This is a genomic window from Mesorhizobium sp. SEMIA396 (genome assembly GCF_024518615.1).
Classification (GTDB): Bacteria; Pseudomonadota; Alphaproteobacteria; order Rhizobiales; family Rhizobiaceae; genus Mesorhizobium.
Map to the genome: position 1 here is coordinate 129814 of NZ_JANIFC010000004.1, position 21307 is coordinate 151120.

General features: G+C 59.7%; 17 protein-coding genes. 7 read left to right on the forward strand and 10 right to left on the reverse strand.

All coding sequences use genetic code 11. The features are described from left to right. Nucleotides 1-214: 214 nt before the first annotated feature. The 5 genes from NP503_RS12695 to NP503_RS12715 are packed head-to-tail and all read left to right on the forward strand — an operon-like array spanning nucleotide 215 to nucleotide 7811. On the forward strand, nucleotides 215-2950 hold the full coding sequence (locus NP503_RS12695) for an AMP-binding protein (protein WP_372958884.1): 2736 nt from the start codon (nucleotides 215-217) through the stop codon (nucleotides 2948-2950). Continuing rightward, complete coding sequence (gene nadE / locus NP503_RS12700; RefSeq protein ID WP_256754971.1) at nucleotides 2947-3930, forward strand: NAD(+) synthase; 984 nt, start codon at nucleotides 2947-2949, stop codon at nucleotides 3928-3930. Before NP503_RS12695 ends, nadE begins: the two co-directional genes overlap by 4 nt. 3 nt (nucleotides 3931-3933) lie before the next feature. After that, nucleotides 3934-5955, forward strand: a complete 2022-nt coding sequence (gene asnB / locus NP503_RS12705) for an asparagine synthase (glutamine-hydrolyzing) (RefSeq protein WP_127267488.1) — start codon at nucleotides 3934-3936, stop codon at nucleotides 5953-5955. Then, nucleotides 5952-7505: a class I adenylate-forming enzyme family protein gene (locus tag NP503_RS12710; RefSeq protein ID WP_164748773.1), complete on the forward strand. Its 1554-nt coding sequence runs from the start codon at nucleotides 5952-5954 to the stop codon at nucleotides 7503-7505. Before asnB ends, NP503_RS12710 begins: the two co-directional genes overlap by 4 nt. Before the next feature lie 39 nt (nucleotides 7506-7544). Next, nucleotides 7545-7811: an acyl carrier protein gene (locus NP503_RS12715; protein ID WP_027036262.1), complete on the forward strand. Its 267-nt coding sequence runs from the start codon at nucleotides 7545-7547 to the stop codon at nucleotides 7809-7811. A gap of 57 nt (nucleotides 7812-7868) precedes the next feature. Here NP503_RS12715 and NP503_RS12720 read toward each other — a convergent pair whose 3' ends face one another. The 7 genes from NP503_RS12720 to NP503_RS12750 all read right to left on the reverse strand — a co-directional run bounded on the left by NP503_RS12720 (nucleotide 7869) and on the right by NP503_RS12750 (nucleotide 14836). After that, complete coding sequence (locus NP503_RS12720) at nucleotides 7869-8561, reverse strand: class I SAM-dependent methyltransferase (RefSeq protein ID WP_127267487.1); 693 nt, start codon at nucleotides 8559-8561, stop codon at nucleotides 7869-7871. A gap of 110 nt (nucleotides 8562-8671) precedes the next feature. Further along, nucleotides 8672-9883 carry a polysaccharide biosynthesis/export family protein gene (locus NP503_RS12725; protein ID WP_236383137.1) on the reverse strand — a complete coding sequence of 404 codons (1212 nt, stop codon included), beginning with the start codon at nucleotides 9881-9883 and terminating at the stop codon, nucleotides 8672-8674. 37 nt (nucleotides 9884-9920) lie between these two features. Continuing rightward, nucleotides 9921-11180 (reverse strand): hypothetical protein, encoded by a 1260-nt coding sequence (locus NP503_RS12730; RefSeq protein WP_127269814.1) that lies wholly within the window; start codon nucleotides 11178-11180, stop codon nucleotides 9921-9923. Then, nucleotides 11177-12181, reverse strand: a complete 1005-nt coding sequence (locus NP503_RS12735) for an SDR family NAD(P)-dependent oxidoreductase (RefSeq protein WP_127267501.1) — start codon at nucleotides 12179-12181, stop codon at nucleotides 11177-11179. The genes NP503_RS12730 and NP503_RS12735 overlap by 4 nt, the downstream gene beginning before the upstream one ends. A gap of 85 nt (nucleotides 12182-12266) precedes the next feature. Beyond that, nucleotides 12267-12941: a sugar transferase gene (locus NP503_RS12740; RefSeq protein WP_127267500.1), complete on the reverse strand. Its 675-nt coding sequence runs from the start codon at nucleotides 12939-12941 to the stop codon at nucleotides 12267-12269. Further along, nucleotides 12938-14074, reverse strand: a complete 1137-nt coding sequence (locus tag NP503_RS12745; RefSeq protein WP_127267499.1) for a DegT/DnrJ/EryC1/StrS aminotransferase family protein — start codon at nucleotides 14072-14074, stop codon at nucleotides 12938-12940. Before NP503_RS12745 ends, NP503_RS12740 begins: the two co-directional genes overlap by 4 nt. A gap of 39 nt (nucleotides 14075-14113) precedes the next feature. Beyond that, a complete protein-coding gene (locus tag NP503_RS12750; RefSeq protein ID WP_127267498.1) occupies nucleotides 14114-14836 on the reverse strand; it encodes a sugar phosphate nucleotidyltransferase in 723 nt (240 codons plus the stop codon). Between the two features lie 511 nt (nucleotides 14837-15347). Between NP503_RS12750 and NP503_RS12755 the strand changes: the two genes are divergently transcribed. After that, on the forward strand, nucleotides 15348-16022 hold the full coding sequence (locus NP503_RS12755; RefSeq protein ID WP_127267497.1) for a response regulator transcription factor: 675 nt from the start codon (nucleotides 15348-15350) through the stop codon (nucleotides 16020-16022). Here the strand turns inward: NP503_RS12755 and NP503_RS12760 are convergent. Continuing rightward, nucleotides 16015-17757 carry a PAS domain-containing protein gene (locus NP503_RS12760; RefSeq protein ID WP_127267496.1) on the reverse strand — a complete coding sequence of 581 codons (1743 nt, stop codon included), beginning with the start codon at nucleotides 17755-17757 and terminating at the stop codon, nucleotides 16015-16017. The two genes, NP503_RS12755 and NP503_RS12760, sit on opposite strands and share 8 nt — an antisense overlap. 213 nt (nucleotides 17758-17970) lie before the next feature. Between NP503_RS12760 and NP503_RS12765 the strand changes: the two genes are divergently transcribed. Continuing rightward, nucleotides 17971-18678, forward strand: a complete 708-nt coding sequence (locus NP503_RS12765) for a helix-turn-helix transcriptional regulator (RefSeq protein ID WP_127267495.1) — start codon at nucleotides 17971-17973, stop codon at nucleotides 18676-18678. A gap of 82 nt (nucleotides 18679-18760) precedes the next feature. Here the strand turns inward: NP503_RS12765 and NP503_RS12770 are convergent, their stop codons facing one another. Beyond that, the gene (locus NP503_RS12770) at nucleotides 18761-19801 is read right to left on the reverse strand and encodes a glycosyltransferase family 2 protein (RefSeq protein WP_127267494.1); all 1041 of its coding nucleotides are present in this window, start codon (nucleotides 19799-19801) and stop codon (nucleotides 18761-18763) included. Further along, complete coding sequence (locus tag NP503_RS12775; protein WP_127267493.1) at nucleotides 19798-21165, reverse strand: lipopolysaccharide biosynthesis protein; 1368 nt, start codon at nucleotides 21163-21165, stop codon at nucleotides 19798-19800. Before NP503_RS12775 ends, NP503_RS12770 begins: the two co-directional genes overlap by 4 nt. Between the last annotated feature and the right edge of the window lie 142 nt (nucleotides 21166-21307).

Genomic DNA, 21307 nt, shown 5'->3' on the forward strand with positions numbered 1-21307 from the left:
ATTCGCATACTGCTTCGTTTCAGGCACTGGCGAAGCGGACCGCAGCGCACAGCCCGACACTTCGGTAAGGTAGCACAGCCGAGCGAGCGCAGGCTGGCATGCTCAACTTCGAACGATTTAAGCGATCAAGACCGCCTCGCGCATCATCCGAATGATTGATGAAAAGATCATGCCGCGGGGCGATAAGCGGCAACAATCCTAGCGTGGGGCCCTTATGTCTCTGGCGCATTTAGAATCTTCGAGGGCGATTCAAACGGTGCAGACTGACTACCAAGCGGTGGTCTCTTGTCGATGGTCAAAAGTTCCCGATCATGCTCTTGACGAGGGCGGGCCCGTTCTACGTCTGCATCAACGGATGGGAACTGGCTTCGTCGATATTCCGGTCTTTGATCACCTGAGGGAAATCGCCGGGCGTTATTCCGAAAAATTAGCCGCCAGCGACGGCACCAACCGACTGACCTATTCCGAGCTTTTTCGGGCGGTCGAGGCCTTGGCCAGCCGGATTGAAGCCGTCGTCCCCGACGGAAATGCGGTTGGAATACTTCAGGCCAACTCGGTCTGGTACACCGTTGCGATGCTGGCCAGCATGGCATCCGGTCGACCGTCGGTGCCGCTTAACGTGCGAGATCCGGACTCGCGCATCAACGAAATCGTCGCCGACGCGAGGCTCTCCGCCATAATTGGCGACAAAGGCCTCCACGGCCTTGATCTGCCCCAGCACGTTGCCCGGATCGAGATAGCGCAATCGTTGCAGGCAACGCTTCGTCCAGCTGGACACCGTACCGTTTCTGTCGATGCACCGGCAATCGTGCTTTATACCTCCGGCAGCACGGGCCGCCCCAAGGGAATTGTCAACAGCCAGCGGAGCTTGCTGTGCCGGGTGCAGCAATATGTCGACGCGTGCCACATCAATGCGCAGGATGTTTTCTTGCCCATGACCGGCCCGGCAACCATCGCCGGTTGTCGGGAAATACTTGCCGCTCTTCTTACGGGTGCTACGTTGCAGCTTGTGGAGGTCGAAGCCGTCGGCCTACGCGCGGTTCGCGGCCGCATGCAATCGGAAGGCGTGACGATCACCTATCTGGTGCCGGCATTGCTTCGCGCTCTCCTGGCGGATGAGCCCGCGGACGCCTTTGGTTCACTCAGGGTTGCCCGAATTGGAGGCGAGAAGGTGTCCTCGACCGACATCCGCCTGGTGCGCAAGGCTGTCCCGCCAACTTGCCTGGTGCAGATCGGCTATTCATCGACGGAAACGACTGGATCGCAGTGGTTCTTGCCGCACGATTGGCCGGAATTCGATTCCTCAGCTCCCGTCGGTTGGCTGCTTCCGGGTATCAGCTTCGCAGTGGTCGATGAAGAGGGTTACCCGGTTCAGCCCGGCAAGATCGGAGAACTGTTGATCAGAAGCCCGTATGTCGCACTCGGATATTGGGAAAATGGGGCAGTCGTTCCGTTTGAAATAGATCCCGACGACCAGACGCTTCGTATCTTTGCGACGGGCGATCTTGTGCAAATTGGGAGTGATGGCCTGTTGCGGATCATCGGTCGCAAAGGGCGCCAGATAAAGGTCAATGGGCGGCGCGTTGAGCCGGCCGAACTCGAACGGGTTCTGCGTGGCGCGCCGTCGGTGAAGGATGCCGTGGTTATCGTCACCCCGGCGAATGAACTGGTTGCGTTCGCCGTCCCGCACGGCGGGGCGGGAGCCAGTTTTTGCGACGAGCTGCGCCAACTTGCCAGGACAAAATTGCCGCCGGCGCTTTGCCCGCTGCGGCTCCATGCAAGCGCCGAGATACCGCGACTGGCCAGCGGAAAGATCGATATGGCAATGCTGGCTGCAATCGACCTTTCGGTTCGGGAAACAACGCCCCCACCGCAAATCCCCCATGCGGGAAATGAAGTTCCGGCTCATCAGATCGTACGGCGTGCCTGGACCAAGGTCCTCAAGACGCGGGTCGCCCTGGGCTGCTGGGATGAAGCGGGGGGAGATTCGCTGAAGCTGCTGCATTGCGTGATGGAAATCGAAAGCGCGATCGGGCAGGAGCTCGGATTGGAAGCCTTCACGGTTGGAATGAGCTTCGATGAGATGGTTGCAGCGGTCATTTCCGCTCAAGGAGGCGGCGAGCACGCGCCTGCCTGGAAACACGAGCCTCCACTGCTTTTCCTTTTCCCCGGTTCGGTCGGCTATGGTCCGAGCCTTGCTTCGTTCGCATCGGCAATAAGCAAGGTCGCCAGGGTGTCTCCCATCAGATATCCGGCCCTGGGCATGATCCTGCAAGGTCAGAACACTGTCGCCGCAATGGTCGAAGCTGCAATCGATCATATCAACCGCGTGCAGCCTACCGGCTGTGTTCGCCTGCTTGGCCACTCGCTCGGAGGAGCGGTCGCTTTTGAGGTTGCCGCGCGTCTGCTTGATCAAGGGCGAGCGGTAGCGTTCACGGGCATTCTGGATACCAGTCTGGTTGGCGAGCGCAGCAAGCGTTGGGAGACCATTACCCGGACATTTCACCGGATCCGAACCAATCGTATATCGGCTAGTCGGGTGGCGTGCCGCGCGCTTGCCAAGGTCGCGGTCAAAATGCACTGCGAATCCCGGCTTGCCAGCTTCCTCGACCGCTATGCCGAGGGTCAGTTCAACCCGACGAGCTTCAGAACCAAACTGGAACTGCAGGAGGTTCTGCGGGCGCGCGCCTTCTTCCGATGGCTGGCAGAACCCAGGCCGATACTGCCGATCACCGGCACCTTGTTCCGTTGCGCGCGGCCCGGAATGCCGCTTGCACTCGGGTGGGACCGGGCATTCGTCCATCTGGACGTCATTCCGATCGCCGGCACTCACATCGACATGGTCGTGGAGCCCCATCTGACCATCAATCGCCCGCTCATCGAAAACGCTGTGACCGAGACCTACTCTTCAGTCGAGTCACGCCAACAGGAGGCAGTGTCATCGACCTGATCGGGGAATTCAGCAGCGATGTGTTGGCGCTCGATGCCCGGCTGGAGATCGATCGCATCGTCGAGACTTTGCGCGAGCAGGTTCTCGGCACACAACGGCGTCGCGGAGTGGTCGTCGGGCTCTCCGGAGGCATCGACAGTTCGGTCGTCGCAACGCTGTGCGCACGGGCGTTCGGGAAGGACAAGGTGCTCGGCCTGTTCATGCCGGAGCGCCATTCGTCAGGCGACTCGTTGAGGCTTGGCCGCAGTGTCGCCGGGCAGCTTGGCATCGACACAATCCTTGAAGATATCGAGCCGGCGCTTGAAGGCATCGGCGCATACGCCCGACAGATCGAGGCCATCCGAACTGCCGTCCCTGGATATGGCGAAGGCTGGAAATGCAAGCTGGTCATGGCATCGGTGCTGGAGAGCAGCGGCCTCAATATCACGCGCCTTACGGTCGAGGATCCGCACGGAAAGATCGACACCGTGCGTCTGTCGCCGGCGGCTTACCTGCAGATCGTCGCTGCCACCAACTACAAGCAGCGGGTTCGCAAGATGACCGAGTATTATCATGCGGACCGCCTCAACTATGCAGTGGCAGGCACGCCAAACCGGCTCGAATATGACCAGGGCTTCTTCGTCAAACAGGGCGACGGCATCGCCGATGTGATGCCTATCGTCCATCTCTACAAGACCCAGGTTTACCAGCTGGCGGAGTATCTCGGTATTGACAATGAGGTCCGAACAAGGCCGCCGACCACGGACACGTTTTCCATGGCGCAAACCCAGGAGGAGTTCTACTTCGCTTTGCCCTATCAGTTGATGGATTTGTGCCTCTATGGCATGAATCACGGAATTTCGGCCGGCGTGGTTGCCGCCGCCGCTGGCCTCACCGCCGAGCAGGTCGAGAAGGTCTATAAGGATATCGTCAGCAAACGCCGCGCCGCCCGCTATCTTCACGCACGGCCGCAGCTGCCCGCTGCGATGGACAGGGATTGACCCATGTGCGGCATCGCCGGAATTGTGGCGCTGAACGCGGCTGCGGAGCCTCCTTCACGAGCCGCGCTTCTACGAATGGCAGCCGCGCTCTCCCATCGAGGTCCGGACGAAAGCGGCCTTTACCGCGACAGGCGAGCGGGGCTGGCGCATACCCGCCTGTCGGTCATCGATCTCTCGACCGGACAGCAGCCTCTCGCCGACACAGGCAATACCACCTGGATCGTCTTCAACGGCGAGATCTTCAATTACGTCGAGCTGCGTGACCAACTCATAGCCCTGGGACATCGTTTCCGCACCCGCAGCGATACGGAGGTCGTCGTGCATGCCTACCGCGCCTGGGGTGTGGGCGCGTTCGAGCGGCTGAACGGGCAATGGGCACTCGCCATTTGGGACTCGCTGATAGGCCGCCTCGTCCTGTCGCGCGATCGGTTCGGCATCTGCCCGCTGCATTTGTGCGAACACGCTGGCCGCCTGCATTTCGCCAGCGAAGTTAAGGCCATCTTCGCAGCCGACCCGGCGATACCGCGGGCCTTCGATCCGGCGGGGGTCGACCAGACTTTCACGCTGTGGACGGTCGTACCGCCGCAAGGCGTATTTCAGGGGATACAGGAACTTACCCCCGGCCATGTCCGCATCTATGACAATGGCAGCGTTCGTGAGCACGCTTTCTGGAAACCTTGCTATCCCGAGAGCGAGGACCTGGCCCATGGCACCTTCAGGGGCTCGCTGGAGGATGCGGTGGACGAAGTGCGCGGCGCCTTGCAGGCCGCGACGGCGCTTAGAATGGTCAAGGCGGACGTGCCGGTCGGCTGCTACCTTTCCGGCGGGCTCGACAGCTCACTTGTCGCCATGCTCGGGAGGCGCTTCGCCGGCGCGCCGCTCCAGACTTTCTCGTTGCGTTTTGCTGACGCCGAATATGATGAAACCCGTTACCAGCGGCTGGTTGCCGGTGCGAGCGGCGGCGAGCACCACGAGGTGATGGTTTCGCGCGGTGACATCGCCGACATCTTCCCGGATGTGATCCGTCATGCCGAGCGTCCGATTCTCAGGACCGCGCCGGCGCCGTTGTTCCTTCTCTCGAGGCTGGTGCGCGAACATGGCATCAAGGTCGTGCTGACCGGCGAGGGGGCCGACGAGATGTTCGCCGGCTACGACCTGTTCCGTGAAGGCAAGGTCCGCCGCTTCTGGGGGCGGCAGCCCGCATCCGCCCGACGCGCGCGACTGCTGGAACGCCTCTACCCCTATCTGAGCCGCTCGCCGGTCAAGCAGCAGGCGATGGCGCGCCAGTTCTTCGGACACGGTATCCATGCATTTGGCGCGCCCGGCTTCGCGCATGACACCCGCTGGCGCACCACCAGCGCCATCAAACGGCTGTTCTCGGCCGACATGCATGCCGAAGCGGCGCGCCACGACGCAGTGGCGGACCTGCTCTGCCGTCTGCCCGAAGAGTTTCCACGATGGGGTCCTCTCGCGCAGGACCAGTATCTTGAGATCAGGACGCTGATGTCGGGCTACCTGCTCTCCTCTCAGGGTGACAGGATGCTGATGGCCCACTCCGTCGAGGGGCGCTTCCCGTTCCTGGACGACAGGCTCGTGACCTTGGCGAATTCGCTACCGGCCGACTACAAGCTGCGCATTCTGGATGAGAAACACGTGCTGAAGCGTGTGGCGAAATCGATCGTCCCCGCGGAAGTCGTGGCCCGCAAGAAGCAGCCCTACCGGGCGCCCAACGCACTTTGCTTCATGGGCGATAGCGCACCCGCCTATGTCCGCGAAGCACTCTCTGAGACTGCCCTGCGCGCGGCGAATGTCTTTGATCCGAACTCGGTCGCGCGCCTGCTGGGCAAATGCGCTGCCAAGACCGGCGATGGCGATCTGTCCAACTCGGACAATATGGCGTTGGTCGGCGTGCTGTCGACGCAGCTCCTCCATCAGCAGTTTGTCGCAAGCCGTCCATCAAGCGGGCGTGCGGTCGACCTCAGGATAGATGTCGATCGCCTGCACAGGGAAGAGGTGCTGGTATGATGCATGGCGCCGTCCCTCTGCTGCACGACTACCTCAGCCATTCGGCCGGCCGGCTCGGCGACAAGGTGGCGCTGGTGTGCGGCGGGCACCGGCTCGCCTATGATGAGCTTGAGACACGTTCCAACGCGGTCGCCCATCATCTCGTCACGTCCGGGGTCGCCCCCGGTGACCGCGTCATGATCTTCGCCGACAACACCGTCGAGACCGTGGTCAGCTTCTGGGCGGTTCTCAAGGCGAGCGCCGTCGTGTGCGTCGTCAATCCGCTCACCAAGAGCGACAAGCTGGGGTATTTGCTCAACGATTGCCTGCCGGCGGCATTGATCACCGACAAACATTTGCAGCCGATCTTTACTGAACCGGCGCGTAACTGTCCGTCGCTGCGGCGGCTCATCGTCTCCGGTTCGGTGGACGTCGCCGAGCTCCGGGGATTGCCGCATGCCGTGCGCTGGGATGAGGCGGCTGCCGGCCACGGCAAAGCGCCGGCCCGCCGCCGCATCGATATCGATCTCGCAGCCATCATCTACACGTCGGGCTCGACCGGCGAACCCAAAGGCGTGATGCTGACGCACAGGAACATGATGGCAGCCTGCACGTCGATTGCCTCGTACCTCGAACTTGGCGAAGACGATGTGATCCTCAATGTCTTGCCCCTGGCCTTCGACTACGGCCTCTATCAGATGATAATGGCATTCCGTACCGGGGCGCGCTTGGTCCTCGAGCGCTCGTTTGCCTTCCCCGCACAGATACTTGCGATCATCGAAAGGGAGAGAGTTACAGGCTTTCCCGGCGTGCCAACCATCTTTGCCGCGCTGTCGGATCTCAAGACGCTGAAGGCAGATGATTTTGCAAGCATAAGGTATGTCACGAACACTGCCGCGGCACTGCCGCTCAAGCACATTCGCCTGCTCCAGGAACTGTTTGCCGATGCTCGCATCTATTCGATGTACGGCCTGACCGAATGCAAACGCTGCACTTATCTTCCGCCGGAAGATCTTGCGCGAAAACCGTTGAGCGTGGGGATCGCCATCCCGAACACCGAAATGTGGATTGTCGATGAGGATGACCGAAGGGTCGGTCCCAATGTCGTCGGCCAGCTGGTCATTCGCGGGGCAACGGTCATGAAGGGCTACTGGGGTAAGCCGGAGGCTACCGCGAGGAAGCTCAAGCCTGGCCCTTTGCCCGGCGAGCAGGTTCTGTACACCGGCGACTACTGCCGAATGGACGAGGAAGGGTACCTCTATTTTGTCGGCCGCAGCGATGAGATCATAAAATCGCGGGGAGAAAAGGTAGCGCCCAGGGAAGTCGAAAACGTGCTGATGGAAATCCCGGGAGTACGGGAAGCCGCGGTCGTTGGAGTTCCCGACGACCTGCTAGGGCAAGCAGTGAAAGCGTTTGTCGTCATGGAGCAAGGAACGATCATGGGCGAAAAGCAGCTGCGGATGGAATGTCAGAAGCGGCTGGAAAACTTCATGATTCCGAAGTCCATCCAGATTGTGTCCAGTCTACCGATGACGGACACGGGCAAGCTCAAGAAAATAGCGCTTTCATAAAGCGACACCTGGAAATCATTTGGATCGGAGGCCAATTCAATGCTGAGCACGAACAACAGAATTGACACCTACAGCGATCAGATACGCGCCTTTCTGGCGTCAAATTTCTACGTGGCCGACCCGCGTGCCCTGGAGGTTGAAACGTCGTTGCTCGACCAGGGCATCATAGACTCGACTGGAGTGCTTGAAGTTATCGGCTTCGTCGAGGAGACATTCGGCATCACTGTCGAGGACAGTGAACTTCTGCCTGAGAATTTCGATTCCATCCAGGGAATTGCACGTTACGTGCTCAGCAAGGAAAACTGATCGCTGGGCCGCTTTAAGGGCGTCCTCCCAACCGAGCGCGCAAACCAATGGCGCGGCTCACGCTGGCGCTTTGGCCCGTGCACAAACCACCCTGGCTTCACCGGCTTTGTTTGCAACCGCGCGAATGCTCTCGTAGGCTTTGGAACGCTCAACCAAACTCATGACCTGCCGGTCCTGGCCAAGCCCGACCTCGAAAAGCAGCATGCCACCTTGCCGCAGATAGCGCCGCGCCTCCTTGATCACCCGCATGTGAATGCTCAGGCCGTAAGGCCCGGCAGCGAACGCCTCACGTGGTTCAAGTTCCATCAGGTGCGCGCGGTCGTTTTCGAGCCGCTTCTCGGAGATGTAAGGCGGGTTGCAAACGACCAGATCGATCGTGCCTTCGAGCTCCAGACCCGAGAAGGAATTGAACAGGTCGCCCTGCAGCACCGAAATGCGCCCGGCCAGGCCAAGATGGGCGACATTCCGGCAGGTGGTTTCGACACAGCTGTCAGTGAGATCGCTCGCCCAGACGCGCGCGGTGGGGACCTTGTATCCAATGGCGCAGGCGAGATTGCCCGCCCCGCAGCACATGTCCACGACACGCGGGACCGGCCGATTAAGTTCACGAAGCACATTGAGGGCGGTGCTGCCGAGCAATTCCGTCTCCGGGCGAGGGACGAGCACGCCGGGCGCCACAACCAAATTCAGCCCCATGAAGTCGGTACGGCCCGTGCTGTAGGCGCTGGCGACATCCATTTCACCAATCACGACAAACCCGCTTTCTGGATTTTTCCATTTTGATTTCTCGACGCCCCGTCTTCATGCCGTGAGGCGAGGCATTAGCCACCGTCGTTCCCGGGTCGGTTCACGTCGCGCAACTACTGGATCGCCGCGCTCTGCAGGTCGCTGCTGAACCTCACCTCGATGGTGTCTCCAGGCGCGACCTCAGTGTCCTGGTCGACCGGTCGACTTCTCGACGCGTCGCCGGCTCCACCGGTTATTGTGATCCGCGCCTGGAAGGTTTCGCCGGCGACCGGCAGCGGAAGAGCGGACGCCCCTGATGGCTGAAGCTTCTGGCTGGCTGCGTGGAGCCTTGCAGTGGTCTCGGCGAGGCGAAGGTCGGTGTCCCTCAACTCGTTCAGAAGGCCGATCCTTCGTTGATTTTCATTGCGTTCCTGCTGCCTGACGAAGTCTTCCTGCTGGCGCCGCGTTCTCATGAGTTCGACCGAGGTCTCGAGCGCCCGGCTCGACGACATCAGCACCGCACGTCTGACATCGGCGAGCCTGCTGTTGGTCAGGTTGCCCGATTCGAACGATTTGGTGACCCGCGCCAGATCGTCCTCATCCTGTTTCACCGCTGCCGCTTCCGTCTGCTCGCGCTTGAGCAGAACCTCGACCTCAGCCTCGGCATCCTTGGCGGTCTTGTCGAGATAGCTTTGCTCCTGTTGAAAATTGTTCAGCGAAATTCTGAGACCCTCCGCTTCCGCCTGCGCGACCGCCGATATCAATACATTCGACAGGGGCGAGCCCTGCGGCGGCTGCATGTCAAATTCTGCCTGGTTCTGAAGTTCGGCGCGGATGCGGGCGCCATGAAAGTAGTCCCTGATGTAATCCCCCCAGATCGACTCGTAGTCGCGTCGCAGATCAACGGGATCAGGTCCGCTTTGGCTTGCCCGCGACCGCAGAAGGCTGAAACCGCCGGCGACCGCAATCGCCTGCCGGACTGTCATGAGTGGCCGGTAAGCCTGCTGCCCTGGCGTCAGCACATCGCCAGTCACGTAGATCGGCCGGTACTCCGCGATCACGGCCGTGACGTCGCTCGGCTTGATGACGATCATTTGCTCCCGTCCATCAGGCAGACGCTGGTGGACGATCTTGGTTGGCAGCACCGCTTCCATGCGCGTCTGCAATTCGGCCGGCGTCAACCCGCCAACCGGGATCATCCCGAACTCGGGCAGCGCGATCGAGCCATCCATCTGGACAACCGCGCGTTGCGTTCGTTCCGCTATTGAGGCAATTCCTATCTCCACCGTGTCGCCGGGGGAGAGCTTGTAGGCGGCCGGCGCTTCGGCCGCGGTTGCGCTGCTCAAGGCCAGGCATCCGACAAGTGCTGCAAAGGAAATTCGGCTAACGAAGGCCATTGGTGGCAATCTCCTTTTGATTCAGATCCGGCTGCGGCGGCCAATCGAGATGGGCGACGAATTCGTAGACCGGTCCGCCCGGTACCCCCCAATTGCTAGACCAGATCACTTGCGACCCATCAGGGGACGGGGAGGCGTGTGTCTCGCTCCAATAATCGAACGGAGCGTTCCGCGTCTGCACGATCCGTCGGACCTCTCGACTGCCGTCGACACGCAGCGCGATCACCTCGCGCGAGTATGGAGCCCAGTCCGGCTGGCTTCGAACCTCCTCGGGATTGCCCCCGTAACTCATGAATGCCCATTCGGGCCGGTCCAAAGCGCGCAGCGATGCATGCTCGGCCTCGCCGAACTTCATGAGCGACGTGACCTTTCCATCGGACAGCCGACGTTTGATCACCTGATATTTGTCCGGGCTGGATTTGCTGATTCCGACGTAAATTTCGCTGCCGTCCGCGTCGAGAGTCATATCGCCATGGCCGGGCCGATGATGGTCCTTCCACGTCTGGCGCAAGGTGCCGTCGATTGCGAAAATGGCTCGCTGCTCGGTGCCGTCGGCCAGGTTTTGGAAACACAGGATGTTTTCTCCAAGCGGAGAAATGGTGCAGGAACTGGTCGTTCCGGCAACCTGGGCGAGATTGATGTCCGGGTATTTCAGACGCCGGTCGAGATCATATGCGAAGGCGACGGCAGCACCATCATCGCGGGTCGCGCGTACGGCAATGCGGCTGCCGTCACGACTTGGATTTCCCTTGGACGGGCCGAATTTGAGATCCCGATATTTCGCAGCGGCAAAAACTATGTCCTCACGATTGCTGCGGGGTGCCCAGGTCGAGATATTCTGATCATCGACACAAATCATCAGGTCCGCGTTTCGAGGGTGCCATTCGCACTCACCCGGCTTGTTGCGATGGAACAAAGGAACGTAGTTTTTCCCGTCGAGGAAGCACATGCCGTTGCAGCCGTTCATGAGGACGAGGAGGCTCTGATCGGCATTCCACGCTTGCGCGCTCGAGTACCGATGACTGCAATATATTTTGCCGCAGACAATTCCGCCGCCAAGAGCTCCGGGCTGGGTGATCCGAGTGAAGCTGATCCCTGTCGCCGGATCGGTTGCAGGTTTCAGGTAAGCGGGCAGATCCATTGCCGGCTCCGTGCCTGCCGCACCGCTCGGCCGGTTTCCGGCTGTGTGTAGCGCCAGCAGAGCGGCCATCAGCAGCACAGCCGGTATGAGCCGCGGAAAGGTCATGTCATATAGCTCATTTCGCGACGGACGCGGCCGTCGCTGAGGCGCGAACGCCACCACTCGATGGTTCTTTCCAGACCGTCACGCAGGCTTGTATGCGCCCGCCATCCGACTTTACTTTCAAGGTTCGAGGAATCGGCGAGCAACGCGCGAACCTCGGAGTTCTGCGGCCGCATCCGGCTTTCGTCGCGACGTACCGGTTTCCTGGTGCCACTCAACTCGAGCACCAACTCCAAAACGTCCGAGACACTGACGGCGCGCTGGCTGCCGGCATTGTAGGCATGGCCAAATTCAAGCTCGGCCGCCCCTGCCGCCACAAATGCCGCCGCAGTGTCTTCCACAAAGGTAAGGTCGCGGATAGGGCTGGTGTCGCCGACCATGATCGCCGGACAGTTCTCGTCCAGAGCCTGCCTTATGATGGTCGGCACGATGGCCCGCTCGCTCTGGCGCGGCCCGTATGTATTGAACGGTCGCAGGATGACCACCGGCACATCGAAGGACCTGGCATAAGACGCCGCCATCATGTCCGCGCCAATCTTGGATGCGGAGTAGGGGGACTGTCCCTGCAACGGGTGGGATTCGTGAATCGGCATGGTCAGAGCGGTGCCATAAACCTCGCTCGTGGACGTATGCACAATGCGCTCGGTTTCCCAGTGGCGTGCCGCTTCGAGGACATTCACGGTGCCCAGCACATTGGTCTCCACATAGGATTGGGCAGCAGCGTAGGAATAGGGAATCGCAATCAGCGCAGCCAGATGAAACACCACCGCCTGGCCGCGCACGATCCGGTTGATGAACGCGCTGTCACGAACGTCGCCACGAATGCATTGCAACTGGCTTCGAACGTGGTCGGGCAAATCATCCAGCCAGCCATGGCTGTCGAACGAGTTGTAGAGGGCCAGTGCCGTGACATCGGCACCTTCGTGCACCAGCGCTTCCGTGAGGTGGGATCCGATAAATCCATCCGCACCGGTGACCAGGACCTTCCTGCCGCGATAGCTCACGACCGTGCACTCCTTCGATCGTGTGAGCCGTCAAACTGGCGAACGAACAACAATCCATTCATGCCAAACTCCTCGCTTGCCAACTCTACCCACTTGCCGCGGGAGGCAGGGACACACCGAAAACCGCCCTGAAGCCCCGCATTATCCAGACGAGGTCCGATGCAATCGTGCGCCGCGGATAGTAGGCGAGGTCGATCGTTGCCTTGGCCGGGAACAGGACCTCTCGATAAAACAGGAGCGGATCAAGGGAGGGCGGGTAAAAACAGGCTTCGTGACGGAAGAGAACCTGGGTCGGGCCGAGCAGGCCAGGCTTCCACTGTAGGACAGCTTCATTGCCGCCGCGGAAACAATCGGCGAAGGCAAGGCTTTCCGGCCGCGGCCCGACAATTGCCATGTCCCCCGTGAAAACGTTCCACAGTTGGGGCAGCTCATCAAGTTTCGTTGCCGCGAGAAAGCGGCCTACCCGCGTCATGCGGCTGTCATCGTTCATGGTCAGCGCAAGGCCGAAAGGATCGGCTGTCGTCTTGAATTTGCGGAACTTGTACATGCGAAACGGTTTTGCGCCGGCACCCAGGCGCGTCTGTACGAAAAACACCGGCCAACCACCTTCGACAAAAAGTGCAACGGCAATCAGGAGCATCAGTGGAGCGAGTACCATTCCCGCTGCTGCAGCGAGGATGATGTCCATCGCGCGTCTGGCAATTCCGTGGCTGGTGCCAGCTACAGCGGGCCGATGCATGGTCACGTCGAGTGCGTTCATGCCGCAGCTCCCGCACGCCCGCTGCTTTCAATCGCCGTGGCTAATGCGACAACCACCGACTCGATCGCACTTGCCGTAATTTGCGGGTGTAGTGGAATCGTCAGCTCCCGCTGCGCGAAGTCCTCGGTCTTCGGCAGATGGATTTCAGTGAACATTTGGCGATAAAGCGTCATCTGGTGCACGGGCGTATAGTGGATTGTGGTCTGTATTCCCTTCGTTCGCAGATGGTCGATCACCGCTTGCCGGTCGACGTCATGTGGCAGGAGGACAGGCATGATGTGGTAGGCCGAGGTCCGCGGTTTGCCGAACGGGACTGTCACAGCCGAGCAGTAATCTGCGATCAGACGCCGATAGAGGACGACCAATATGCGCCGGATTTCATTCCATTCCTGCAGATTCTGAAGTTGGACCAAGCCAATAGCGGCGCGCAACTCGTCCATGCGATAATTGAAACCGAGCATCGTCACGTCGTATTGCGGCGTGCGGCTGTTCAACCGCTGATGTGTGCCACTGGTCATTCCATGTCCGCGAGCCTGGCGGATCGTTTCACGGAGCTGTCCATCCCGGGCAATAACGGCCCCACCTTCCGCGGTGGTCATGTTCTTGTTGCCGTAGAAGCTGAAGGCCGCGGCCGCACCGTAAGTCCCCACCTCCTTAAGGCCGGGAGCATGCGCGGCATCCTCGACGATATGCAGTCCTCGCACACGGGCAAATCTCTGCCATTCTTCCCGGTCGGCAAGATAGCCGGCAAAGTGGACGAGAATGACAGCCTTGGTACGTCCGGTGCATTTGGCCTCCGCGTCACTTAGGGACATCAGTGGCACTTCGGCCGACTCTATGTCGACGAATACCGGTGTTGCTCCTACGTAGAGCACTGCATTGGCGGTCGCCACGAAGGTCAGCGAGGGAACCAGCACTTCGTCTCCGGGGCCGATCCCAAGTCCATGGAGAATGAGATGCAGGGCGGCGGTGCAAGAGCTGACGGCGACGCAATCGACCGCATCATGCACGGCTGCGAAGGCCTCTTCAAAGGCTCGCACCTGGTCCCCCATCGTCAGCCACCCACTGTCGACAACTTTGGCCAGGGCTGCCTTTTCCGGAAAGCCAAGAATAGGAGCGCTGACCAAGAGCATTACGACCTCCTCATATTGGCGCGGCAGGGCGTTCAGCCCTCAAGCGGCCGCTGCCGAGACCTCGATCGATGCGGACTGCTCTTCCCAGGCGATGGTTTGTGCGTTTTGAAAATCTTCTACGCGTCCGATATCCAGCCAAAGCCCGTCATGTTTGTAGACGTGCACATTCGTGCCGTTTTGCATCATCTGCAGCATGAGGTCGTCGAATCCGAAGGCGATGCCGTCAGGTATAAAACGGAAAACATCTGGATTCATGCAATATATACCCATACTTACCAGATGAGACAGCGTCGGTTTTTCGCGAAATACCTGGACAGTATTGCCGACCTCGTCGATGACGCCGAAGTCCATCTTGATGATGCGGGAAGCTGTGGCTATGGTGACTGGATCAGTGTGAGTCCGGTGTGATGCCACAAACCGGCTGAGACTGAGATCGGTAAGTACGTCCCCATTGAGAACAATGAACGGCTCGTCCAGTTCCTCCCTGATCAGGGAGAGCGGGCCAATAGTGCCCAGAGGTTCCAACTCCTGGGTGTAGCGTATCCTAAGATTCCACTGTGATCCGTCTCCGCATACGGTGCGGATCAAGTGCCCCAGATAGCCGGTCGTTACGTAGACCTCCTGGATGCCGTTCCGTCGCAGCCACTTCAAAAGCAATTCAAGAACCGGCCGAGCACCGATCGGCATGAGAGGCTTGGGCAAGATGGATGTGAAAGGCCGAAGGCGTGTTCCCATTCCACCGCACTGAATGACCGCTTTCATCTCGTCCTCCTATTGATACGACTGTCGCGGTGTGATGGGTCCAGCCCACCCGGCCGGAAGGTACGCCAGTGTTGGTTTCACCTCTCCGGAGTGCAGCGATGGTAAGTGGCGCCCGAGAAGGCGTCGTCGTGCATTTGAATGGCACGTTCCCGGCGTTTTGATTTCAATATTCCAGCCGGTAGGGCATGGGCGCGGCAGGGTGATCAATCAGGGCTGGGAGCTGTAGCCGTTTGAATGGCAATTACCTGTGCAGATTTTCGGCGTCGGTAACGACCTTCCCGCAGAGGCATCGCCACCGTTCGTACGAAAAAAACACTTAACTATCTGGCCCTGAAATGTGTGCGATTGTAAGCTATATTAGAAGGTTGAAATGTGCGGATGGGCGACGGCGAGCGTCGACATACGGGGGATCAGCGGGCGGCTGATCTGTGTTGGGTCACCGTGCAGTCCATCCAAAGGGAGGTTTCGGCAGCTAGGGACACATGCGGGGCTGCCAAAAGGTGGGTGGTTCATGTATCGTATTATCATCGCCGACGATCACGGCTTGTATCGTCGTGGGCTGCGACTGGCATTGATGGCCGGCATTCCGGACTTGGAAATATTCGAAGCGGCATGTTTTGATACCGTCATAAGCCTGCTTGAAGATCAGGCGCCCGTTGATCTCGCCATCATCGACCTGCACATGCCGGGACTGTCGGGTCAGGATGATCTTCGCGACGTCTTACCGGCTCATCCCGACACACGGTTTGCTATTGTCTCAGGGACGGATTCACGCGCCGAGATTCTGACTGCCCTTTCGATTGGGCTTCATGGCTATATCGTAAAATCCCAAACGGACGAGGAGGTGGTCCTGGCGGTGAACGAAATCCTGGCCGGCCGCATTTACGTTCCGGCACTTCTTTCACAAAGGTCCAAGGAGTCGGTACGCCTTCCGTCCGAGGCTCCCATGCAAATGCCCCACAGGACCATCAGCGTCAACAATCTGGGGAGGCTTACGTCCAGACAGAAGGAAGTCCTCAGGTTGATGGCCGAAGGTTACTCGAACAAAGAGATTGCCCGCTCTCTTGAAATTGCGGAAGCGACGACGAAGATTCATGCTGCCGCCGTCCTGCGCGAGCTTGGAGCACGAAATCGGACGGAAGCCGCGGTCTTGCTGAAGACATGGGCCGCCAGAGACATCAACTAGCGCCGATTGCTTTTGGCGGCAGCCGGACCGAATATTTTAGTCCGTGATCCAGCATCTCGAGCTTGGAAGAGTGGCCCACGATAGGCTCACCGTCGGCTCCAATAATCAACGACCCAAAACCACGCCGAGCCGAGGTGGAGACCCGGCGCTCTCCCGATTCCGACCATTCAAACACGATGTCGGCGCCGGGCTCCTGGGCTGCGAATTGCCACGCGACCTCGATCCGGCCTGCCGGAGTGCCGAGAGCCCCATGCTTCACGGAATTGGTCGTAAGTTCGTGAACGATCATTGCGAAGCTCTCAGCCGAACCCTCTGCCATTTTTACTTCGGGTCCACTGATCGAAATGTTGTGCGTCCCCATATAGGGCTGCAATTCCTGAGCAATGAGGTCACGGAGGGAAGCCGACAGGCTGCCATCGCGTGAAAGAAGCAGATGCGTCGCCTGGAGTGCGCCGATTTTTTCGATCAGTATCTGCTTGTAACGGGCGATATCGTTGTCGGGGGCACCGACCATATTCACAAGCGCCGTGATCACCGGAAACAGATTGTTGAGCCTATGGCGCTGTTCAAGCATGGCCCGCTCTCGCTTCTTCGCCGCAGCCCGCAGCAGAATGGTTATGCGTCGATCGGTGAGATCCGCGGCGACTCCTATTCGCTGTGCACGACCGTCGCGCAATTCGTCCCGGCCCCGAAGAGCGATCCAGCGGATATGCCCGCCAGCTCGCCTGATGCGGATCTCCGCATCATAGTCGGCGCCTGATGCAAGCTCTCCCGGGGCCGTCAGATTAGGCAAGTCGGCCGGGTGAACGACAGCGGTCAATTCCTGCAATGGACGACTCGGCGCGGGTGCCAGTCCCATCATTTCCCAGAACGCGGCTGAGCCATTCACGGATCCGCTCTCGAAATCTATACGCCACGTTCCCAACCGGCTGGACGACAGCGCCAAGTCCAACCATTCCTTCTGAGCCCGGAGTGCCTCGCGGGCGGTTCGCTCTCCGGATATATCGTCCATCATTACAAAGATGCTTTGAGGGAGAGCATCGGCTGGCACGGCCAAAGACAGCGCCAATCTTGTCCACAAAACCGTGCCGTCCTTTTTCAGGAGACGGATCTCCGAGCCGAAAGAAGTCGTGTCCTTGAGGCGAGTCAACGCTTCCGCCAAAGTGTGGTTGTCGTCAGGGTGGACGAGTGCCCTGAGCGGTAGACTCGAAAGCTCTTCCTCGACATACCCTGTCATCTCACAGAGACGTTTGTTGGACCGTTGCAACTCTCCGTTCTCGCTCATGTTGGCAAAGCCGATAGCGGCACGTTCGAATGCCCAGCGATAACTGTTTTCGGTTGCCTCCAAGGCCACGAGTCTAGCCTCTGCAACCTGCAAAAGGGTGCGGTAGTCCTGCCTCTGCCGGTGGAAAGTCAGGGCGATCATCGCCCCTGCAACCAGCAGCAGAATGGCCCTAATCCAAACCTCGACGTTAATTGGGTTGCTCAGGATATCCCGCGCCAACAAGCCGACGGCCACCATCACAAACGTTGCCGCAAGGGCAATCAGGCGATCTTCGAGATATGAGATGGCAATAATGGTGGGAACAAATTCAAAAAAGCCGATGTCGTATGCCATGGAGGCGGGCAGCGCCGTCTCGACCGCAAGTGTCGCGATCAGGAGCGACATCGAGGCAAGGTGGGTCAGCAACTTGCTTGAGCTGTTCGGATGCAAATTGAGCGAAAGCAAACGCATGTGCCAAACTATAACCTTCTGACTAGTCCGTCGAGATTAGACCGAAAAGCGTACAGACTAGTCCGACCGCAGGATTGTTCCCTGGGATTGTAGCGCGCATTTTGTCCGATGTCGGGGGCGGATCGGACCGCAATTCTCCAAGCGACCTGACTGACATGTTGAAGGCACCTCCTTTTGACAGGGAGGCGTTGCCGTTTTGCGGGAGGTAAGAAAATGGCACTGGTTGGTAGGCAAGATGATGGAGTTCTTGGTCGCCAATATGGAGGTTTCGGGGGAAAGCCCGTCTCGGCCTTGAGAACGCAGGGTGGCCATGGTTCCGCCTGGCACCAAGCACCACAAAGGTTCGACGGCGTGGCCGTCGAGCCAAAGCAGAGCAGCCTTGCATCTGTTGTGGGAATGCTTGATCGCATCGGGTGTGGCTATCTGATCCTGAACAGCGACAGGAAGGTCATGGAGTGGAATTCAGCCGCTCAAAACACCTTGGAGCGCGAGGGCGAGGCAGCTGATACGGCCGGCAAGGTGTCGGTTGCTCTGAGGCGGCTGATCGCAAACGTGCCGGGGAATTTTCTTCCCGGCACGCTTTCATGGGTGGTGATCCGCGGCATGGGCGACAGGCCCTTGGTTTTGAACGAGAAGGGCATAGCAACGCCTGACGCGACGAGTATCGTGGCGCTGCTGGATCGTGAAAACAGGTCCGGGCCAAATCCCCAGACGCTGCAAAGAATGTTTGGTCTGACGAGTGCCGAAACGCAACTCGCGCTGCGCTTGGCGCAGGGCGATGCCCCTTTGGAGATAGCCCGCAAGCGGCGCTTGAGCCGGACCACGATAAGGTCACAACTGGCGTCGCTGTTCGCCAAGACCGAAACTCGGCGCCAGGCGGAACTGGTAGCTCTTCTTGGGCGCATATGCGTCCTGCCGTGAGGTAACGGCCGTACCATGCGCGCGCGCAACAGGCTTGTGCGCGCGCAATCTGTTGCCGGCGTGCTTGTCCGCCAGACTCACCCTACCGCCGTCGTGTGCGCACCCGGCCCAATCTTGGGCGGATTGCAAACACGTGGTTAAGCACGTGCCAGCCCGCCACCTTCATGACGGAAGGCCGGAAGATCTGAATCCCGTCCAGGAACGTGGTCAACCAGGACTGCTGGTGGAACCTCATGGGAATACGAGCAACCCGCAATGCCCGCAGCAATGTCTCGGGAGGCGGGAGATGGTTGCGGTCCTTGATGAGATTCCAGTTAAGCTGTTTGACGGCGAGGGTCACTTCGTCGACCTCGCGGAAACTCTTTGACGTTGTAATGCTTGGATGGTTCGTCGCATCGTAAAAGGTAAGCGGATCGCTTATCGCCACCATGTCCCCATGGCTGGCTAGATCGACGAAGAACAGTTGATCCACTCCGGCCGGAATCTCTTTGTGCGTGCGCATCAAGCAGCCGGCACGAATGACGTCGCTGTTGATCAACAATGTGGATGGAATAATCCCCAGGCAGCGTGTCGCACGCACCAGATAGAGGTCCATCAGGCACTGCTGGCTGGAATAAAGCGAGATCGGTTCCTGCTCCTTGGGGACTTGGCGAAATCGCACTCGCTTGTCCTCGATTATGTTTGCGGCTGACGTCATGAAGGCGACTGAGGGATACTGTTTGGCAACTTCGGCGAATGTCCTGAGTGCACCTGGCGCAAGCCAGTCATCGTCATGAAGCAACTTGATCCATCGTCCGGAGCAAGCCAGCATAGCGTTGTTGGTGTTCTCCACCTGACCGCGACCTCGACTGTTTTCGATAATGCGGATGCGAGGTTCGCTCCGTGCGTAGTCGGTCACGATAGCCCAGGTCTCGCCCTCCGGTCCCTCGTCGTCGCTCACGACCAACTCCCAATCGGAGTAATCCTGGCCCAAGACGCTGTCGATCGCCCTGCGGATCGTATCCGGTCGACGAAAGGTTGGTATCCCGACCGAGATAAAAGGGCGTGACCATGAGACATCGGCCCGGTCATGCTGGGTGACCGCAACTGCCGCTTGAAGGTTGTCAATCGACGACGAATTCATGGTGTTTTTTCCTCGAGACATTCATGTTGGACGCACGTTGCAGCGCCTGCTGGTTGAGGGTCGTGGGTCAACAGGTACAGTGATGCTGCCATTTTCAGAGCGAAACCCGACGCGCCGCCGGCGGCCATGAAATAGATGACGGTGACTGGCTGCCAGCCCGCCTGGGCGCCGGCGAGCAGTGGGCCAAACACGAGAACCGCCCGTGCGAGGTCGATGACCAGTCTTGTTCCTTGCCGCCGTAACAGAGCGGGAACGTCGCTGAGCGGAGTCGACAACGCCTGTGCCGCGCCCATCAGCGCCAGTGCGGTCATGATTTCCGCAGTGGGCATCCAAGGCTCGCCCAGAAGCGGAACGACCACATAAGGCGCGGCGAGGCCGAGCAGCAAGATCGGCACCGCGGTAAAGGCGGCGGCCAGCAGGAGAAGCCCGCGCGCCACACCAAGCAGGTGTCCACGATTGCTGTTCCGGTTTGCTTCGGCGACAAAAACATTGCTGAGCGGTGTGGCGATCAGCGTCACCGGACCGGTGACCAGCCGCGCGGCCACGCCCAAATATCCGGCAAATGCGGTGCCGAACAGCCCGCCGACAAGCACTGCTGGAAGATTGTTGATTGCTATGCTCGCGAGCGTTGCGGGAATATCGAACAGAGGAAATTTGTATTCCCGCCGAGCCTTTTCCAATACCGCACGCCAGGGTGCCCAGGCGATGCCACGCAAATCCTCCCAACTCATCACCCGACAGCCGATCAGCCCGATGAAGACGAACTGGCTCAGAATATGCGCATGGATCATGGCTTCGCCGCCGAGGTTGGCGATGCCGAAAGCCAATTGCAGTGCAGCCATGCTCGCCGGCAGGATCAGGCGCCCGAGAGCAAAATCGCGCAAAAGCCCGGCACGCAGACTCCAGCAGTTCATGGCTTCGACCAGACCTGCGCCTCCCATTCCAATCGGAATGAGCCAGGCGAGCGAGCCGAGGCGATCGGGAGCAAGGTTCGACAGCATCTGTCCGGCCGAAAAGGCCAGGACGGTCGTCACGAACACAGCCAAGAGAATAAGCTTGACCGTCACATAGGCCTGCGCGCTCCCCTTGACCCCATAGAGCGAAGCCTCGAAGCGCAATGCCGCGACCCCGGCGAGTATATTCACGATCGACAGGTAAATCGTAAAGACGCCGAAATCGGCCGGCGAATAGAGCCGCGCCAAAACCGGGATTGCAGCAAGAAGGGTGAGCTGGCCGACAATCGCCATTGCCGACACTCCGCTTGCCGCACGAATGATCGAGCCGATCGGGCTCGGCCGAACAACGATGATGGCTGTGCCGGCCGCAGGAACCGTCTTGGGTCTCAGAAGGTCGCTTGGTGCCATCGGTTCGCGCTTCCGAGGGAGGCAAATATCGGGGATTGCCGGAGCCTACGATGCACACCGGACCTTGCCATCATTCACCTGAATGACGCGCTCTGCTGACAGGCTGCACCGTGAATCGTCCTGGCCGCTCCCTGGATGAACC